11 protein-coding genes and 1 tRNA gene are annotated in these 17,084 nt (G+C 66.6%); 6 read left to right on the forward strand and 6 right to left on the reverse strand.

Going from position 1 to position 17,084, the window contains the following annotated elements; all coding sequences use genetic code 11:
- The first annotated feature begins 1 nt into the window (after position 1).
- From IF46_RS0118085 to htpX, 3 genes are all read left to right on the forward strand, one after another.
- Positions 2-1,510: a complex I subunit 4 family protein gene (locus tag IF46_RS0118085; protein ID WP_030489539.1), complete on the forward strand. Its 1,509-nt coding sequence runs from the start codon at positions 2-4 to the stop codon at positions 1,508-1,510.
- A complete protein-coding gene (locus IF46_RS0118090; RefSeq protein WP_030489540.1) occupies positions 1,507-2,994 on the forward strand; it encodes an NADH-quinone oxidoreductase subunit N in 1,488 nt (495 codons plus the stop codon). The genes IF46_RS0118085 and IF46_RS0118090 overlap by 4 nt, the downstream gene beginning before the upstream one ends.
- A 112-nt stretch (positions 2,995-3,106) precedes the next feature.
- Positions 3,107-3,982 carry a zinc metalloprotease HtpX gene (gene htpX, locus IF46_RS0118095; protein ID WP_030489541.1) on the forward strand — a complete coding sequence of 292 codons (876 nt, stop codon included), beginning with the start codon at positions 3,107-3,109 and terminating at the stop codon, positions 3,980-3,982.
- Positions 3,983-4,048: 66 nt separating this feature from the next.
- On the opposite strand, the gene IF46_RS0118100 is transcribed toward htpX, so the two are convergent.
- Both IF46_RS0118100 and IF46_RS0118105 read right to left on the reverse strand, forming a co-directional pair.
- Positions 4,049-5,242: a hypothetical protein gene (locus IF46_RS0118100; protein WP_030489542.1), complete on the reverse strand. Its 1,194-nt coding sequence runs from the start codon at positions 5,240-5,242 to the stop codon at positions 4,049-4,051.
- Positions 5,242-6,084, reverse strand: a complete 843-nt coding sequence (locus IF46_RS0118105) for a DUF6065 family protein (protein WP_030489543.1) — start codon at positions 6,082-6,084, stop codon at positions 5,242-5,244. Before IF46_RS0118105 ends, IF46_RS0118100 begins: the two co-directional genes overlap by 1 nt.
- A 190-nt stretch (positions 6,085-6,274) precedes the next feature.
- On the opposite strand from IF46_RS0118105, the gene IF46_RS0118110 reads away from it, so the two are divergent.
- Entirely contained in the window at positions 6,275-7,534 is a 1,260-nt protein-coding gene (locus tag IF46_RS0118110) for an MFS transporter (RefSeq protein WP_030489544.1), read from the forward strand.
- A 193-nt stretch (positions 7,535-7,727) separates the two neighbouring features.
- On the opposite strand, the gene IF46_RS0118115 is transcribed toward IF46_RS0118110, so the two are convergent.
- Positions 7,728-8,222, reverse strand: coding sequence for a YajQ family cyclic di-GMP-binding protein (locus IF46_RS0118115; protein WP_030489545.1), 495 nt, complete (start codon positions 8,220-8,222; stop codon positions 7,728-7,730).
- 147 nt (positions 8,223-8,369) lie between these two features.
- Between IF46_RS0118115 and IF46_RS0118120 the strand changes: the two genes are divergently transcribed.
- Positions 8,370-8,453: transfer RNA gene (locus tag IF46_RS0118120), tRNA-Tyr, on the forward strand.
- Positions 8,454-9,512: 1,059 nt separating this feature from the next.
- Positions 9,513-11,753 carry a hypothetical protein gene (locus IF46_RS34440; RefSeq protein WP_157563131.1) on the forward strand — a complete coding sequence of 747 codons (2,241 nt, stop codon included), beginning with the start codon at positions 9,513-9,515 and terminating at the stop codon, positions 11,751-11,753.
- A 209-nt stretch (positions 11,754-11,962) separates the two neighbouring features.
- On the opposite strand, the gene IF46_RS34445 is transcribed toward IF46_RS34440, so the two are convergent.
- The 3 genes from IF46_RS34445 to IF46_RS32605 form a co-directional block, all read right to left on the reverse strand.
- On the reverse strand, positions 11,963-14,083 hold the full coding sequence (locus IF46_RS34445) for a hypothetical protein (RefSeq protein ID WP_157563134.1): 2,121 nt from the start codon (positions 14,081-14,083) through the stop codon (positions 11,963-11,965).
- A 78-nt stretch (positions 14,084-14,161) separates the two neighbouring features.
- A complete protein-coding gene (locus tag IF46_RS0118150; RefSeq protein ID WP_030489549.1) occupies positions 14,162-16,351 on the reverse strand; it encodes an ATP-binding protein in 2,190 nt (729 codons plus the stop codon).
- Positions 16,348-16,908: a hypothetical protein gene (locus IF46_RS32605; RefSeq protein WP_051723994.1), complete on the reverse strand. Its 561-nt coding sequence runs from the start codon at positions 16,906-16,908 to the stop codon at positions 16,348-16,350. The genes IF46_RS0118150 and IF46_RS32605 overlap by 4 nt, the downstream gene beginning before the upstream one ends.
- Positions 16,909-17,084: the final 176 nt, after the last annotated feature.

The following is a 17,084-nucleotide window of genomic DNA, read 5'->3' on the forward strand; positions in this document are numbered from 1 at the left end:
AATGACGTTTGGGCAGGTGTTGCTGGTCGCTGTGCTGGCGTTGCCGGCGCTGGGTGCGGTCGCGGTGGCGGCGACACCCCGGGACCGGCCGGCCCGGCTGGTCGGCACGGTCGCGGCGGCGCTGACCCTGCTGGCCGCGGTGCCGTTGGTGTTCGACCGTCGGGGTTGGGTCGTCTGGTCGGGCAACGAGCCGGCGGTGCGTCCCTGGCACGAGCTGGACCTGCCCTGGGTGCCCGGTCTGGAGCTGCGTTTCCACCTCGGCGTCGACGGCATCTCCTGGCCGCTCGTGGTGTTGACCGCGCTGCTCACGCTGCTCTGCTGCGCGTACACGATGTGGCGGGTGCCCGACGGCGGCAGCGGCCGGGCCCTGGTCGCGTTGCTGTTGGTGGTAGAGGTGGGCATCCTGGGCACCTTCCTCGCCCTGGACCTGGTGTTGTTCTTCCTCTTCTTCGAGGTCGTCCTGCTACCGATGTACGCGATCATCGCCGGCTGGGGTGGTGCGGCCCGGCGTCGGGCGGCCCGGAAGTTCGCGCTCTACACGCTCTTCGGCTCGGTGCTGCTGCTGGTCGGTGTGTACGTCGTGGTCGCCGCCGCCGGCACCGCCGACCTGGTGACGCTTACCGGCGGCGCGGGGATGTCCAGGGGCACCCAGCTGGCCGCGTTCACCCTGCTCGCGGTGGCGTTCGCGGTGAAGAGCCCGCTGTGGCCGCTGCACTCCTGGCTGCCCGACGCGCACACCCAGGCACCCACGGTGGGCAGTGTCGTGCTGGCCGGTGTGCTGCTCAAGATGGGCACGTACGGCCTGATCCGGGTGGCGGTGGGGGTGGCGCCGGAGGGTGCCCGCTGGGCGGCGCCGGTGCTCGGCGTGCTGGCCGTCGCCGCGATCCTGATCGGTTCGCTGGTCTGCCTGGCCCAGTCGGAGGTGAAGCGGCTGATCGCGTACTCCAGCGTGGGGCACATGGGCTTCGTGCTGCTGGGCGTCGCCACGCTGACCGCCACCGGCATCCAGGCGGCGCTGATCGGCAACGTCGCGCACGGGGTGATCACCGGCCTGCTGTTCTTCCTGGCCGGGGCAGTGAAGGACCGCACCGGCACGGGCACCCTCGCCGAGTTGTCCGGGCTGCGGGAGACCGCGCCGCGGTTGGCGGGTCTGCTCGCGTTCGCGGCTATCGCGTCACTGGGCCTGCCCGGGCTGGCCGGCTTCTGGGGCGAGGCGTTCGCGGTGATCGCCGCCGTGCAGGTGGGCGGCCCGCTCTGGACCACCCTCGGTGTGCTGGCGGCGGTCGGCGGAGCGCTCACTGCCGCGTACTTCCTGCGGTTGCTGCGCCAGGTCACCCACAACCGGCCGAGCCCCGCGGTCGCGCAGCTCGGCCCCGGCCTGGCCGGTGCGGAGCTGACCGCGTGGGTGCCGCTGGTGCTGCTCGCGTTGGCCATCGGGCTGGCACCGACGCTTGTCCTCGGCGTCGCTGAAGTCCCCGTCGACGCCCTGATCGGGGTGGTTTCCCCATGACCGTCGTGCAGAGCGTGGACAGCGTGGCGCTGCTGCCGGCCTACCTGGCCGCCGGCACCGCCGTGCTCGTCCTCATCACCGATCTGTTGCTGGCCCGGCCACGGGCCACGATCGCGGTGGCCGCGCTCGGGGCGCTCGGCACCGCCGTCGGCTCCGCGCTGGTCGGGGCGGGCGCCGACCGGCGGACGTTCTGCGTGGACGCCGACTGCTCCTGGATCTTCGGTGGGCGGGCGGCTCTGGTCGGCGCGGTGGTCGCGCTGCTCACCCTGGGCGTGCTTGGGCTGTCGGTGCCGGCGCTGCGGGCCGGGCGGTCACCGGTGGGGGAGTACTGCTTCCTGCTGGCCTGCTCGATGACCGGCGGCGTGGTGCTCGGCGCGGCCGGTGACCTGATCACATTGATCGTGGCCCTGGAGACGCTGACCCTGCCGCTGTACGTGCTGGTCGGCCTACGCCGCGGGAGCCTCGAGAGTGCCGAGGCGGCGGTGACCTTCTTCGTGGTCAGCGTGGTGGCGACCACGCTGACCCTGCTCGGCGCGGCGCTGCTGTACGCGGTGACCGGTGGGCTGCACCTGGACCGGCTCGGCGCGTTGCTCGCCGAGCAGCCGGAGTTGCGGGACCTGCCGCTGACCACAGCCGCGGTGGCGGTGCTGCTGGTCGGGCTGGCCTTCAAGGTGGCGGCGGTGCCGTTCCACGCCTGGGCGCCGGCCACCTACGACGGCGCGCCGCTGCCGGTGGCCGCGTACCTGTCCACCGCGTCGAAGCTGGGCGGCCTGGTCGCCCTGCTCGCCGTGGTGCAGCGGGCGCTGCCAGCCGATCAGACCGGTCCGGTGCTCGCCCTGCTCGCGGTGCTCACCATGACCGTCGGCAACCTGGTCGCGCTACGTCAGCGGCGCACAGTCCGGCTGCTCGCCTGGTCGTCCGTCGCGCAGGCCGGCTACATCCTCGCCCCGCTGGGAGCGTTGGCGCTGGCCGCCGGGCGTACAGACGAGGCGCGGTCCGCCGCGTACGCGGCCGCCGTGGCGTACGCCGTCTTCTTCGTGGTGTTGGAGCTTGCCGCCTTCGCCGCAGTGACGGCCCTGCGGCCGGCGGGTGCGGACGGCGGCACGCTTGCCGACCTGCGCGGGGCGGCCCGCCGGCACCCGTGGCGGGCTGCGGCGTTCGGTCTCGCGCTGGTGGGGTTGGCTGGTCTGCCGCCGGGGCTGGCCGGGCTGTTCGCGAAGGTGACGGTGGTCCGGGCGCTGCTGGACGGTGGCGCGGCCTGGTTGGCGCTGGTGGTGGCGCTGAACGCCGTGATCGGGCTCGCCTACTACCTGCGGGTGACTGCCGCGCTCTGGGCGCCCACGCCCCGCTCCGCCCCGATTGGCGGCGGCATTGCTGCCGTACCCGTGGCGGGTGTGGTGGGCGTGGTGCTGGCGGTGGCGACGGTGGCCGCCGTGGTGCTCGGCTTTGCCCCGCAGTTGGTGCTCGACCTGGCCGGCCGCTGACCTGCGAATTCCAGTCTCAGTGAACTCTCAGCGTTGAGACGGATGGTTGGCGGGTACCGGGTTGTTACACCGGTCAGCGGATCCCGGCGATCCGTGCACCGAAGGAGACAACGTGCACCACAACCGTCTGAAGACCGCAGCGCTGCTTGGCCTGCTCAGCGCCCTGATCCTGGCGGTGGGCTACTGGTTTGGCGGCAGCGGCGGCCTGGTCATCGCCGTCCTCGTGTCTCTGGTCATGAACGGCGTTTCCTACTTCTACTCGGACAAGCTCGCGCTGCGCTCGATGGGGGCGCAACCGGTCACCGAGGCGCAGTTCCCGGAGCTGTACCGGATGGTGCGGGAGTTGGCCGCCGACGCCCGGCAGCCAATGCCGCGGCTCTACGTCAGCCCGACCGCGCAGCCCAACGCGTTCGCCACGGGTCGCAACCCGCAGCACGCGGCTGTCTGCGTGACCCAGGGCATCACCGAGATCCTCGACTACCGCGAGCTGCGCGGCGTGATCGGGCACGAACTGTCCCACGTCTACAACCGGGACATCCTGATCTCCAGCGTGGCGGCTGGCCTGGCCAGCATCATCACCCTGCTGGCGAACCTCGCCTTCTTCATCCCGCTGGGCGGTGGGGACGACGAGGACCGGCCCAACCCGGCCGTGCTGCTGCTCACCCTGATCCTGGGCCCGATCGCGGCCACGGTGATCCAGTTGGCGATCAGCCGGAGCCGCGAGTTCCAGGCGGACGCCTCGGGCGCCGAGTTGAGCCGTGACCCGCTGGCCCTGGCCAGCGCGCTCCGCAAGATCGACGCAGTGGCCCGCCGTCGGCCGTTGCCGGCGCAGGGGCAGCTCACCAGCACCGCCCACCTCATGATCGCCAACCCGTTCTCCGGCGGCGGCATGGCGGCGCTCTTCGCCACGCACCCGAAGATGGAGGACCGCGTCGCCCGGCTGGAGCAGATGGCCCGTAATCAGGGGCCGGTGCAGTTCCAGCGCTGACCGCTCGCACCTGCACCCGCGTCCCCGGACTCGGGTGGAGGTGCGTCCGGGGGTGTCGCGTTAGGGTCAGTGCGGGTCCGGCAGCCGGTCCAAGCGGGTCAGCAGCACGACAACGAGCAGGACGACGCCCGCCGCGAGGTACGACGCGGCGGGCGAGACTGCGGCGGCCATGCCACCCAGCAGGAAGATCCCGCATCCCGAGGCGACGATGTTCGCCGCGACGATCGTCGCCTCGACCTGCCCCATCCGCTCTGGAGGGGCCAACCGGGCGAACGTGGCCTGCGCACCGATCAGCCAGCCACCGCCCGCGCCGATAAGCGCGTTGCCAATCGTCAGGGTCCACAGCGGCGCGTCGACCGCGACCAGGACCCCGGCCAGCAGCAGCGCCCCGGCCAGTGCGGCGGCGACGGCCACCTGGCCGGCCAGCCGACCCAGCCAGCGGGACCGGCCCACCGCCAGGACGAAGACCGCGCCTCCCAGCGCCGAGGCCGCCAGCACGGCGGGGCGCCAGGCCCCGCGGGCGAGATCCGGGGCGAGGGTCTCCGGCAGTGCGCCGGACAGCACCGTGGCCAGGGTGAGCAGGGCGACGCCCCGCAGCACGGGATGGCCGGCGATGATGCGTACGCCCGCCGTCGCCGGCGGACGCGGTCCGCGCAGACGGTGTGGATGCTTCGGCAGCCCGGCCAGCACGACGGCGGCGATCAGGAACGAGGCGAGGTCGATCAGGAGCGCCACCCGAGATCCGAGGGTCACGGTCAGGCTGGCGCCCACGAGCAGACCGACCACCTGGCCCGCCTGGTTGGCGAAGGCGCTGAGGCCGAACAGCGGCAGCCGCAGCGGAGCGTCCACCGCCTCGGCGGCAACGGCCACGTTGACGCTCGCGTAGGCGGCCCGTACCGCCCCGAGCAGGCCGGCCGCCACGATTGCCGGCACCGGATGGGGGACCGCCGCGGGCACGGCGATCAGCGCAGCGCCGGCCACCGACAGCCAGACCAGGAGGGTACGCCGGGCCGGAACGTCCAGCCAGCCGCTGAAGACGGTGGCGACCAGCAGGGCGGGCAGGGTGCGGGCAGCGTAGACCGCGGCCGGCCCGAGGACGGAGTTCGTCTGGTCGTAGGCGAGCAGCAGCAGTGCAGCCAAGCCTACGAAGTCCCCCAGCTCCGAGATACCCCGGGCGATGACCAGTCGGGAGCCGACCGGATGCCGGAACAGTGCCCGGTAGCCGGGGGGCGGCGTGAGCTGTTCGTCAGTGGCGGGCATCAGGTCGGCTGGTCCGTTTCCGTTACCCCGATCGGCTGATAGTTGGCATTCTCCCGGACCCGGCGGGATTGTTCCCGGCGGTAGCTGCTGCGGATCTCCGGGTCCTGGCGGCGGCGGCGCAGTGCCACGAAGTCCGACCAGAGGTCCTCCGGCCACGCCGGCAGTCCTTCCCCGGTGGCCAGTTCGGCATTGCGGAAGGCATCCAGCGTCGAACGGTGCACCGGTTGCAGGCACATGAGGGGGATGTTCCGGTAGAAGCGCACCACCTGCCCGACCTCGGTGAGCCGCAGGATGGTGGGCAGGAGTGAGGTGTACCAGTCGGTCTCCACCACGCCCTCGTAGAGCTGCAGGCCGCGCTGGAGGGGCCAGTTCGGCACGCCACGGGCGATGAGGCACCAGCCCGGGGAGGTGCGGGCCACCACGCCGGTGACCAGCTCGATCATGTTGGCGGTGCGCGGGTCGGCATCGAGGAACGGGATTTTGGCGCCGTACCGGTCGAAGATGTCCAGGTCGTCGCGGAACTGCTCGGGCGCCGCCGCTAACTGACCGGCCGCGTCCGGCAGCTTGCCGTCGTAACCGCCGGCGAGCGAACGCCAACCTGCCGGCTCGTTCTCCTCCAGCAGGGTCCACTCCGTGTCCTGCCCGTCCCAACGGAGTGCGAAGTCGGCCGGCGGATAGACGTACCAGCCGAACCCCGAGCCGGCCGCGACCGGCGGACAGTGCTGCACGGCTCGGGCCGGCAGGGAGCCGCGCAGGCTGGGCGAGGCGGCTTCACCGGGCCTGGCGTCCCCGTACAGCGAATAGATCTCGACTCGCAGCGGTCCCGTGGTAGTCCCGGTCATCGGACCTCCTGCCCTGTCATGCGGTACCGACGTATGGACCCGATTCGATCAGCAACCTACCTCCTTTGTAACCCCTCGGTCAGTCCCGCCCACCGCGCTGCTGTGAGCGGATCGGCCATCCACGTCGTGAGCTCGGGAGCTAGGGTCGGCAGGGCTTCTACCCGTTACCTGTCCCAGCGGAGGTGTGTCCGTGGCCGCACTGCGTCAGTACCTGGGTGTCTGGCGGATCCCCGGCGCTCCCATGCTGCTGATCACCGGCATCATCGGACGGCTCGGGATCGGCATGACCCCGCTGGCGCTGCTCCTGGTGGTCGAGCACGTGACGGGGCGATACTCACTGGCCGCCATCGCGGGCGGGATCTACGCCGTCGCCGGCGCCGCGCTCAGCCCGGTGGCCGGACGGATCGCCGACCGGGTCGGCCCGAGCCCCGTCCTGCTGGTCACCGCCGTGGCCCACCCGCTGGCGCTCATCGGGCTGCTCCTGGCCAGCCGCTCCGGCGACGACGCTCTCCCCGCCATCTACCTCGCCGCAGGCGTGGCCGGCGCCACCTACCCGCCGCTCACCGCCGCCATCCGAGGAGCCTGGAACGACCTGACCGGCCCCAACTCCGGCCGGTACCCCCTGCGCAACACCGCACTCGCCGCCGAGACCACGCTCTTCGAAATCGTCTTCGTCCTCGGCCCACTGCTCGTCGCCGGCTTCGTGCTCGTCGCCGACGCGGCAGCCGCGCTGATCGGTGCGGCCGTGGTCACCCTGGTCGGCACGACCGCCGTCGCCCTCGGCCGGGTCATGCGCGGCTGGCGTCCGCACCCACAGGAGCACCACGCCCGCGGGCTCGGCCCGCTGCGGGTCCCCGGCTTCCCGGCCCTGCTGATCTGCGTAGCCGGCCTGGGCATCGCATTCGGGGCCGCCGGAGTGACCGTGCCGGCCTTCGCGAGCGGCCACACCACCGACGACCCGGAGAGCCTCGCCGGCCTGCTACTCGCGGTCTGGGGCGTCGGCAGCGCCATCGGTGGGTTCTGGTTCGGCATCCGCAAGCCGGCACCGAACATGACCCGGCAGTTCGCCCTACTGCTGGCCGCGGTCGCCGCCACCTTCGCCGTGTTCGCGCTGATGCCCACCCCACTGGCGTTGGGTGTCGCGCTGGTCGTCGGCGGGGCCGCCATCGCACCCGCACTGACCCTGGAGAACACCATGGTCGGCCGGATCGCCCCGAGCGGCATGCTGAACGAGGCGTACACCTGGGTGGTCACCGTCGCGGTGGCGTCGAGCGCCGCCGGCGGCTCAGTGGCCGGCCTGATCGTGGATCACGCCGGCGGTGTCCGCTGGGCGTTCCTGTTCGCCGGAGCGGCGGTCGCCGTCGGGGCCGCGGTCGCCGCCCTGCCCGCCGGGCCCATCGCCCGTGCGGAAACCACAGCGGTACGCACCGAACAGCCCGTCACCGTCTGACCGCGTGGGTTGGTCGGCTTGCGGGTTGGTCGACTTGCGGTTGGCGGGGTCGCGGCTCGCGCGGCCCGTGCCTTGATCGACTCGGGTTCCTGGATGTTGGGGTGTCCCAGGCGCGCGGATGCCCCGACATCCAGGAAACCGAGTCGATCTCAGCCGGGCGCTGTGCGTCCGGGGATCGGTGGTGAGTCGGGGCTCAGCGGTAGTTGTTGAACTGCAGGGCGACGCCGAAATCCTCGCCCTTGAGCAGCGAGATGACGGCCTGAAGGTCGTCGCGCTTCTTGCCGGTGACGCGCAGCTGGTCGCCCTGGATCTGCGCCTGCACGCCCTTCGGGCCCTCGTCGCGGATCTTCTTGCTGATGGCCTTGGCCTTGTCCGTCTCGATGCCCTGGATCACCTTGCAGTCGATCTTGAAGATCTTGCCCGACGCGCGCGCCTCGCCAGCATCCAGCGACTTCAGCGAGATGTTCCGCTTGACGAGCTTCTCCTTGAACACGTCCAGCGCGGCGAGGACCCGCTCCTCGGTCTCGGCCTGAAGGCCGATCGCCTCCTCGCCAGACCAGGAGATCTCCGCACCGGTGCCGCGGAAGTCGAACCGCGTCGCGAGCTCCTTCTCCGCCTGCCGAAGGGCGTTGTCGACCTCCTGGCGGTCAACCTTGCTCACGATGTCGAACGACGGGTTCGCTGCCATGTTTCTGCTCCTGCTGTCCGGCGGTCTGGGCCTGCCGTCGGCCGCCGACCAGCGGCACGACCCCCTGACGGTACCCGGTTGCGCCGGTACCGGGGGGAGCCGCTATTCTTGCTTCCGCCGCCGCGTTACGACGCGGTGGGGTGCCCTGGCGGGTTGCCCGAGCGGCCAATGGGAGCGGACTGTAAATCCGTCGCGAAAGCTTCAGAGGTTCGAATCCTCTACCCGCCACCAGGTGCAGACACGGCCCCTGACCAGCAGAGATGCTGATCGGGGGCCGTTGTCGTTTGTCTGGCCGAGTCCTGCTGAGTCCAGCTGTTGACGACTGGTTGTGGGCAGATGGTGGGCAGGTCGATCTTGCCTCTCAGGGCTCCTCTGAGGGCTGCAAACGCCCGTGCTCCGGGAGGCCGGCCCAGCGCGATCGCAGCTGGAGCACCGGCTCAGGCTGCCGCGGTCTTAGCTGGCTGCGTAGGTAGCCCGGGGGCAAGCCAGTCCCGGGGTTGGACTGGCGCGGCAGCCGGAAGCCCTCGCCCTCGATCAGGTTGACCTGCCAGCTTCCGTGCCGCCTGGCCGTGGTTGGTGCGTCTGATCAGTCGACTTCGGGGCGGCGATCCGGCGGCAGTCGGTGGCTCTCCGCCCCGGCGCCGCAGGCGGCCGGGGCGGCTTGCCGCCGGCCGGCTCACCGCCCGCGTCGCGCGAAGCGCGGCGCCTTGATCCAAAACAGAAGGAATCGGCAGCAGCTTGGCGGGGATCATGTCCCCTTCGACTGAAGTGCGAGAATCGTTCACCAGCTGATCCTCGACACCTGAGCGCGCTCGCCGCGCCAGAAGAGTAAGCGACCTCCCAGCGGTGTGGAGGTCATTGGCGGGCAGCGAGGAGCACTACCAGCATCACGCCCGCAACCGGCGATGCGGCCAGCAGGAGCACACAAAGACGCAGAGTCCGCTGCCAGCTCGACAGGGCATCGCCGACCACATCACTGGGCTGCCTACCGCTCACCGATGGCTCCAACTCGCTTGACGGGGACTCCATCGCCACGCTGCCTTCCTGTTCCGTGTTGACATCGATGTGACTAGCATCTTCAGGAGTCGCAGTTGTCCGGTAGGCGGAAGATGCGTAGCCGCAGCTCACGGTCCTGTGATTGCGGACATCCCACGTTGTCGCAGCGACAACCTGAGACAAAAGGCGGTGAGGATGGCGCCCCGTCTTGGGCGTAAGGGCGGTAGGCCGTGGGCACCGCTACTCGACGGGACACCGGACTGCCATCGACTTGCAAGCTGGCTGCGTGAGCGGGTGGACGCGAGCGGTAAGACGCTGCGCGATCTCGGTCACGAGCTGCCGTACAGCAAAGATGCCATTTCAAGGGCCCTGAACGGCGCGAAGGCACCCGAGTGGAATCTCGTGCGAGCTCTGGTGGGGGCCGTCACGCCAAGGGAGCGGCATGTAAGGCAATTGGCGGATGCTGAGGCGCGCAGACTGTGGGAGTTGGCCGACAGGTCGTTGCGGCTTGCCGTCAAAGGATCCTCGAACAACGGCCAATCGGATTCTGTTCTGTCGCAGGTGACTGGTGAGCTGGTGCGGGCCTATCGGGAGGCCGACGAGTACAGGAGGCAGGCACAACTCGCGACCGAGAAGAGCCAGGCGCTGGTATCCGGGCTGATCTTCGTTCTCGGCGGCTTCTCCACGACGATCTCGGTCCTCACTGAGGAACGCGACCGGCTGCGCGAGGAATCCGAGAAAGAGCTGGCGGTCAAGCTCGAGCTGGAGATCAACCGGCGGCAACTGGCGGAGATTGAGCAACGGCTCGTCATCGCCGAGGAGAAGCGGCGGCGGGCGGAACGGCAACTCGCCCAAGCACAACAGCAGCTGCGCCGTGCCGGCCTGTTGCGAGACCGAGCCACAGAGCAGCAGTCGCGCGTTCTCGAACGCCTGGTCATGGTCGATTACCCACGGGACAACCCCGACGGAAGAGTCATCGAACCGCCCCGTGACCGGGACGAACCACCCTATACCTTGATGAATACGACCGACGAGGACGTCGCCGACAAGATCGCACGCGAGGCCGACCGGCTTCTCGGCGATGCGGCCGAGGTGCTCGATGGCCTCGGCCGGCGGTTGGGAGAGTCCGACGAGAGGCCGGCCTACAGTCCGTCCCTGCGAGCGGTGCCGCACATGGAAACGCACAGCGTGGATCGAGGTGTCATCGCCGCTTTGGGCGGAATCGCTCTGGCCCCGTGGCAATGTGTCGCGGAACTTGTAGATCTTGCCGTGATGATTCATCGAAGCGCGACGCCGCCGGATGGCGAAGTCGGTCCATTGGCGATAAAGATCGCTCTTCCCGACCCATCGGATGGACGGGACGCCACTCGAATACGAGTAGCGGACAATGGCCAGGGCCTTTCGGAGCACGAGGTTCGGGAGCTCATCAAGGGATCTTGGATCAGGCGGATTCCGCATGCCGTCGACAACACCGTCGGTCTGGGATTCATCTTGAGTGCCGTCCATTTGGGATCGAAAGTCACCGTTCGGTCGACTCGGTTGGCCGAAGAACTGTGGACAGAAGCTACTTCCGACCTGCGGACGACTAGCTCTGGTTCGCATTTGAGTGTCCTGGTCAACCGTGATCACGCAGCAGAGGCAACCATTAGTGGCACAGAATTCATATTCGAAGACCTAAAGCGCGATCTGGTGGAAAGCCTCAAACGTCGACCGCGCCAGCTCGCGACCAAACTTGGTGACATATACAGTCATCAGATCGACAGCGGCATGATCGAGTTGACAATCAACGGGACTGAGGTAACTCCGCGAAGGCATTGCGTATGGAATGAGAACCGCAGTGTCGTCCAAGCTGGACTACAGATACCTGCGGTGATTCAGGTGGATCACCGCCTTGACGATCTCCTGATATGCCATGACTGCGACTACAGTCGCGCCGACGTGGGCGAGGCTGCCCTATGCGAATCATGTGGAGGTGCTTCTTCGCGGCGACAAGAGCGTCGGATCTGGGGCTGGCTCGGGATCCAGCGCTACGTCGACTCGACCGACTTCGGAATCGATTTCATCAGCCATGGGCGGAAGATCCTGACTAGAGATCGTCGCGCCTTCTCCTGGGAGAATCCCGACACCGGGCAAAGCGAGGTGGAATATCCCCTGGATGTGCCCCATGCCGGGCGTATCGTTGGCGAGATTCATTGTGACCACGTGAGTGTCAATTACTCGAAGGACGCTTTTCAGTTCGACAGTAAAGATTGGGCGCTGGTCCTACGCGCCATTAGAGGCGACGGACCGCTCAGGCCGACTATCGCGAGGCGTTTAGGGTATCCCGAGAACACTTCGCCCCTGGGACTCTTGTTCAAGGGATTCCGGCGCTCCACTCCCGGCCTAAGGTGCCTTGTGCCTGGCGATGGACGAACTGCCATCCACGAGAGGGCAAGAGAGTGGGGAAGGAGGTTCCATGACGGTGAGGCCGACTATCAGGACGATCGCCTTTGGTATGAAGCGGCGGTAGAACACGATGCGATCAGTCGCATTTAATGAGCGCTGCCCTGCAGGAAGGCGGGTTATGGAGGATGCCGGCCTGGTGCCCAAGCGCCCTCTAACCGCGACGGGAGCCCTCCTTCCCGCGCTCGGGACGGGTAATCTCCTGGGCTGAATGGCGTTACGATATTAGTAATCCGACTGCCTGCCGGCCTCGAACCTGACGCGCCGAAATCGTCAGATCTGTTGCTCATCACGTTGCATAGCTATCTCATGTCCGAGGGCTTCGTTCGGCTACCTGGCACCTGAACTGTGATGATGTGTCTCGGTGTACGGTCTCCCTCGATGTCGAACGTGGTATGCCCAATCAACTCGCTCAGGTGCGGCGCAGGCCCTGTCGGATCGAACGCCTTGTGTCGTAGGGCGACGAGGAACCCGATTCGGATGTCGGTACCCTGATAGGCTGCGGCCTGTTTGAGGTAGGCAGTCTTGTCGCTCATGGGCACTTTGGTTGAATCGACCTTCATCTCGATATGGATCGCAAAGCCGTCGAACTTGAGCCGCAGATCAATACGTCCGCCCGCAACATGCTGGACTTCGTATTCAACGGTTGATCCGAGGTCACTCAGCGTGAGGTAGCCATCGAGATCATGGTGGATGCTGTCTTCTTTGGCCGCAGGGTCAAACAGGTATGGGAACCGGTCGGATTGCCTATTTGTTCGCGTCGTTACGAATCGGATTACGATTCGTAAGAGCTCGTCGATTGTGATTGCCGCTTCGTGCCGGTAGTCGGGGCTTGAAGCGAGGGCAGCTCGAATACGCGAGAAGATTTCCGTCTCGATCAAGTTGAGGCTGCGTCTACCAATAGTCCGGTCGTCAATCGCTCGGGCGAGTTCGCCTAGGGTGACTTCCGATAGCGTTCCAAGGTCGTTGGCCGCTCTTGATCCGGCTGGAACGAGTTGGCTAAGTGGCGGCGGCAGCGGCATGTCTGCCGTACCGCCGCCGCCTTTTCCCTGACCAGCTCCGCCAAGGGCGTGCGATCGAGCAGCAGTCAGGACTGCGCGAGCCGCCTCAAGTTGCTCGGACAGGATGACCTGCTGGTCGACGGTGGTAGCTGCACTAACTCGTTGTTCAAGCTCCTCAGTGTGATCTTCGAGGTTGCTTAGTAGGCCAGCGGTTCTGGCGAACCCCGTTTCGATGATCGGCTGCACGAGGCTTAAAAGTCCATCGATATCGTCTTCGCGGCGTACGACTTCCACTGAGCGGGAACCAACGTAGATCTGCAATAGGTGGTCCACGACTACTGCAGCTTTGTAAAAGCTGTTGCGGTCAAATTCTTGTCGAAGCCTCCCTAAGTCGTCGGCTAATCGGCTCCAAGCAGCAAGTGCTGCTCGTTTCGGGTCGCCGTACCAGTGATTCAGCCCGATCGACGTGACGTTGATCCTGCGGACGCGTTCGCTAAGGTGCTCGAGAGCTTGCGGCTCGAGGTGCGGCGTTGCCAGGGATGTGACGGTTGGGGGCACCCCTGATTGCTGGAGTAATGAAAGCAGGAGTTGTACGACGGCGAGCAGAATGTCCGCGTCTTCGCGCTCGTAGTTGTCTCGAGCGGTGTCTAGGTACGCCGCGGATGCTTCGAGGTGCATGGCCATCGCTGCTAGGTCGGATGCGCGGAGTGCATCAATCAGTTCGATTCCAGCTAATGCCCATGCAGCATCGGATGCAACATCTTCCGGGTCCACGTCGTGCTGAACTGCGCCCGAGGGCCTGTCCATGCCGGCGACTAACCGAACTACACGGGCTAGGGACGCTGCATGCGGCCAGTGGTCGACGACGGTACCTACCGCCCGAATGACAGCTATTGCGACTGGCTTTGGGGCAGGTGCGTCGAACTTCTTCAGGAGTGCAAACAGGTCGAATGGCGGGTCATCGTCGGTGAGGCTCAGCCGAGTGAGCCCTTCGAGGGCATCCGCTGCTCGCTGGGCCGCTCGATCGGTCGGGTTGAGGAGTTTACAGAAGCTTCTGACTATATCCTCGAGCTCCGTCGCTAGGCCGATTCGGGACTCGGCAAGAGCTGCAGGACAGCTCAGTAGGGTGTTGAGGCTGTCGGCGAAGACGGAGGGGTTCTTGGTTCGCGTTATGGCTGTGGTGACCGCACTCATCGCAGCGGTGTAGGCGCTTGTTCGGTTGGCGGGGTCGGCTGCGTCCTGTACGACCAGCGCGACGAGCGGGGTGAGTACGGCGCTGTCGGCCATCGCCGCGCCGTCGGAGGCGACGCGTTCCCAGCCGCCGAGGCTGGTTAGTGCGTTGATGTCCGGGGGACGGCCTGGAGCTTTGGCAAGCAATATCATGAGGTCGCCGGCAAGGTCGGTGGACGATGGGTTTGTCATGCGTCCCTCCTCGAGCCTGGCTTGTGCTGCGAGCCTAGTGTGGGATCTTGGACTTCCGCGCGGCGAGTTTGCCAGTTGTCACCACACGTAGTTGTCGCCTTCGGCTACCACCCTGCTGGCGGCGGGGAGGAGCGCAACGAGGGGGCCGGCGTTGCGGGTCGCTACGAAGATCTGCATCTCAGCCTCTTGTGCGACTGCTTGGAGTGCTTCGACCATTGTCGCGAGGTCTGCTTCGGGCATTTCTTCTGCTGCCGGGGAATCCAGGACGAGCAGGCCGGGGTGTCGGCCGATGTTGTTTGCGTAACCATGCTTAACGAGTGCGATGGCAGTGGCGATCTTGACGCGGAGCTTTTCGCCTTCAGTAAGGTCGGTGTATGTGACAGTCCGGGCGCCCTTGAGCATCGACATGCTCGCAGCGCCGTTTAGCCTGACGCGGCTGAGGTTGCTGGCCCCGAAGCTGTCCGCTAGGCGCTCGACGTCGGTGGAAATTAGCTTGAGTAGCGGGTCTTGTTCATCTTTTACCCACTTTTGGAGTATCTGTTCTGCGGCACCTGCCACGGCTGCACGTACGGGGTCAACCGGATCGATGAGGGTGGGGTCGCTCGACTGGGTCAGTGCATCGAGGGCACCTTCAGCGCGCGCTAGCTCGATTTCCAAAGTTCGGCGGCTCTCGGCTGCGCGCAGCCGACCACGGCTGGCTTCGGCTTCTGCCGCAGCGGTGTCGCGTTGGGTAGCGAGGTCGCGGATCTGCTGCTGGAGAATCGTCGTTCGTTGTTCAGCGGCGCTGAGCGCTGCCGTAGCCGCCTCAATTTCGTCGATGGGGCCATCATCGCCCGTATCAGCGGTTATGGCCCCGGTCATGAGCGCCGAGGTGACTGCTGTGGGTACCGATGCGGCGACAATTACGTCAGACTCGAGCGCCTCAAGATTGAGGCTACTCGTGCAGACCGAGCATTCGTGTTTGGTGGGCTCAGCCGCCTGTCGCTCGGCTGTCACTTCGGCTGCGCAACGCGGACAGACGCTGGGGCGCATGCGGTGGAAGAATCTGGTCGCAAGCGCGGTTTCGTGCTTGGTGTGGCGACGGGCTTTAGCAGCTCTGAGCTGCTGTCGCGCAGTATCGGCGAGTTCTGCTTGCGCAATCAGCTTGCCTTCGAGCAGATGCACCTGCCGTGCGAGCTCGGAGGCCCGAGTCGAGAGGTTCAGTACGGTCTTCAGGTCAGAATCCTCCGCCGGGAGCGCGGCAACCTTTTCTTTCACTGCGTCGACTGTTTGCTGGGCGTTCAAACGGTTTTGACGCACTGCGTCCCCAGCGGCTATTGCTTTCGCCGCCGCAGAAGACTGCTCGGCCTCCATCCCGCGTCTGGCGGTCGTCGCGGCGGCTTGGGCGGGTGCCCACTCGGTACCGACGAACATTTGCATCATTCGGATGCCAAGGGTTTGTTCGTTGCCGACGATGGGGTCTAGCTGGTTGGCGCGGACGACGAAGGCGCTTGAGTAGGCCGGCCATGCGTGCATGCGCTTCTGGGTGTTAGTCCAGACAGGAATGTGCTCCAGATGGAGGCGGGGCATCATGAGCGAGCCCATTACCGTTCCGAAGTCGTCGCCGTCAAACTCGCCCAAAACGTGGGGCCTGTCGGGCACACCGACGTCGCCGAGCTTGACCACCTGCCCCGTCGCGTGGCCGTCCCGGCTGTCGAAGGTGACCTGCAGCCGCTCGGGGCCGACGGTCCAATCGACTTCGACGTGTTGTATCCATTGTTTGATGTCATCCTGGAACCTTGCACACCTACCGGTTAACGACCACATGAGGACGTTGAGTATTGTCGACTTGCCACGCAGGTTGCGACCTGAGCCGATTCCATTGACGCCGGCTTGCGGGCGCCACTGGAAGCTGAAGGGTACGGGGACGAGTCGTATGGGCGACGCGTCCTCGTCTTCGGACGTCTGCACCTCGTCTGGCTCGTCGCCGAACAAGATGGAAATGTCATCCTCGGCCGCTCCGGTGATGCTGGTCTGGTTATGGTAAGCGCCTTCAGTGACCTCGATGGCGTCGCGGCCATGAGCGTCGGGATGTGTCGGCTTGAGTAGCTTGGTCCCGCTGAAGTGGATGCGCGCAACGCGAAGCGGCACTGGAATCGCTTTGGTCGCCGAGGCTGGGACCTTGAGGTCTTCCAGGATCGCGTCGACTTCGTCCGCAGCGAGAAGGTGTCGTCTGTCGCCACGCCGCCTGGCGAGGATCCCGACGATCTCTTCGGCAAGGGTGCTCACGCATAACCTCCGGTGCTGTCTGCGCTAGCAGCGACAGTCGTTCTCGATTGGGTCAGCGCAGATGCCCTGAGAGCGGCGAGACGTTGCTGCACCCGGGGGGCGATTGGGGCGATATCGAGGCCTAGCTCTGTACCCGCGTAGGTGGCTTGCTGATACTGCCGGTCTTTCAGACGCTGACCGACATCATCGCCGGCAACAAGTTTCACCCGCTTCACCTGTTTCGCGTACCAGCCGAGCAAGGGCTCCTCTGCCAATTCGACGGCTGCGTTGGCACCCGCCTGCGTCAGGAAGAACTGGTTGCGCTGGCTCTTTTTGCCTGGCTGCCCAGTTCGCTGGAGCATTGCGAGACCGTATGTCTCAAGCATGGCGAATGCATCGTCGAGCTGTTCGTAGGCGCCAAAGAACCAGCGCGGCATCGGGTACCAGCGAAGGTCTGGCTCGGGGTCATTGAGCAACGACCATGCGACTTTGAGGTGATCGTCATGGATCTTTCCCGCCTCAACCAACGTCACCAGCTCATCGGCGAGGTAGTCCGGGTTGCGCATCCAGAAGTCCATGGCTTGGAGTCTCAGTTCGCTACGGATAACCCTCACAGCGTTCGTCGGATCGCCGTCCCGTACGGGTTCTCCGCACTCGGCAAGCAAAACCAACACACGAACGGCGTGTTGCGTCCTGGTCGCGGCAGGCCGCCCCTCGGCGCCCGCGGCACCTGCGGCTTCGGTCATCTCAGCAC

Source organism: Micromonospora chokoriensis, assembly GCF_000718555.1.
GTDB lineage: Bacteria > Actinomycetota > Actinomycetes > Mycobacteriales > Micromonosporaceae > Micromonospora > Micromonospora chokoriensis_B.

Coding starts and splice junctions, on each gene's coding strand:
- IF46_RS34445 (WP_157563134.1), bottom strand. CDS start 14,083: ATGACAAACCCATCGTCCACCGACCTTGCCGGCGACCTCATGATATTG.
- IF46_RS0118085 (WP_030489539.1), top strand. CDS start 2: ATGACGTTTGGGCAGGTGTTGCTGGTCGCTGTGCTGGCGTTGCCGGCG.
- IF46_RS0118105 (WP_030489543.1), bottom strand. CDS start 6,084: ATGACCGGGACTACCACGGGACCGCTGCGAGTCGAGATCTATTCGCTG.
- IF46_RS0118090 (WP_030489540.1), top strand. CDS start 1,507: ATGACCGTCGTGCAGAGCGTGGACAGCGTGGCGCTGCTGCCGGCCTAC.
- IF46_RS32605 (WP_051723994.1), bottom strand. CDS start 16,908: ATGGACTTCTGGATGCGCAACCCGGACTACCTCGCCGATGAGCTGGTG.
- IF46_RS0118100 (WP_030489542.1), bottom strand. CDS start 5,242: ATGCCCGCCACTGACGAACAGCTCACGCCGCCCCCCGGCTACCGGGCA.
- IF46_RS0118115 (WP_030489545.1), bottom strand. CDS start 8,222: ATGGCAGCGAACCCGTCGTTCGACATCGTGAGCAAGGTTGACCGCCAG.